The 1297-nt window shown below is 49.2% G+C and carries 2 protein-coding genes; both read right to left on the reverse strand.

The features are described 5' to 3' along the window. Positions 1–253: 253 nt before the first annotated feature. Positions 254–580 carry a hypothetical protein gene (locus ACTHUE_RS19245; RefSeq protein ID WP_004464437.1) on the reverse strand — a complete coding sequence of 109 codons (327 nt, stop codon included), beginning with the start codon at positions 578–580 and terminating at the stop codon, positions 254–256. Between the two features lie 186 nt (positions 581–766). Then, the gene (gene dut, locus ACTHUE_RS19250) at positions 767–1219 is read right to left on the reverse strand and encodes a dUTP diphosphatase (RefSeq protein WP_003680707.1); all 453 of its coding nucleotides are present in this window, start codon (positions 1217–1219) and stop codon (positions 767–769) included. Between the last annotated feature and the right edge of the window lie 78 nt (positions 1220–1297).

Raw genomic sequence — 1297 nt, forward strand, 5'->3', positions numbered from 1 at the left:
AAAGAATGCAGTTCGCAGTAAACGTGGGCTTCGCGCACGCGGCGGGCGATCAGCTGGGTAACTTGCGAGCCGAAGTCGAGAATAAGGATTTTGTCTTGAGTCATGGCGGAAACTTTGCAAAATGTAAGAAAACGGTGCGGCCGGGAGGATAAATTTCAAATTTAAACCACAATAAAAAAGGCCGTCTGAAACGGCGAGATTATACCATTGTTCAGACGGCCTTTATAGGGCAAAACCCAAATCTCTCATCTTTCTATTTTGTGTGTTTCTCAGGAATCATGTCGCTGCGCGAGAGCAACAGCAGGCAACCCAACACGACCATGCCGATGGCCAGCAACGGCGAGAGGTAAATCCAGTAGCTCATGTGCAGATAAATGGCTGTACCGATATAAACCAGCATCGGGCCGGAAACGATGGACTGTTTGTTGATGCCGTCCATAATCAACACGGCAAGGCCTAAAATAATTAATGCGCCGGCAATCATTGTCGATGTCGCAGGCAAAATATCCGTAGCGCGTAAAAACCAAATCGCGCCAAAGATAATCAAAAACAGAGGCAGAAAAAGTGAGGGGCGGGACATAATAACGCTCCGTAAAGGTTTCAGACGGCCTGTATTATTGGGTGCGTCGGCCATGCAGGCAAGATATAAAAATGCAATCTTGTGTGTAATTATGCAAAGGTTGGCTCAACCAAAAGGCCGTCTGAACAGCGGCAAACCGAAATCAAATATTTCAATTTATCCCGTTCCAGATGGCCTTTCAAATCATCAGGCTTTGCCGGTGCTGCCGAATCCGCCTTCACCGCGCTCGCTGGCGGCAAACTCGTCCACGACTTTAAACGCGGCTTGGACAACTGGCACAATCACCATTTGCGCGATGCGCTCCATCGGCTCGATGGTAAACGCTTCTTTACCACGGTTCCACAGAGAAACCTTCAATTCGCCTTGATAATCCGAGTCAATCAAACCGACCAAATTGCCCAAAACAATACCGTGCTTATGACCCAAGCCGGAACGCGGCAACAAAACGGCTGCATACGCAGGGTTGGCCAAATGCACCGCCAAACCGGTCGGCACGAGATACACATCGCCCGGCTGCAATACAACAGCTTCATCCAGGCAGGCACGCAAGTCCAAACCGGCAGAACCGGGCGTTGCATAAGCAGGCAGGGAATCGGCCATTTTCGGATTTAAGATTTTCAGTTCGACTTCGGTTTGCATGACAGGACTCCGTATTGTTCTATATTGGAAAGGGCTACGATTATACACAAATGCCCTTGAGGCCGTCTGAAAAAACGG

The sequence above is a fragment of the Neisseria sp. P0021.S005 genome (assembly GCF_051956955.1).

Coding starts and splice junctions, on each gene's coding strand:
- ACTHUE_RS19245 (WP_004464437.1), bottom strand. CDS start 580: ATGTCCCGCCCCTCACTTTTTCTGCCTCTGTTTTTGATTATCTTTGGC.
- dut (WP_003680707.1), bottom strand. CDS start 1,219: ATGCAAACCGAAGTCGAACTGAAAATCTTAAATCCGAAAATGGCCGAT.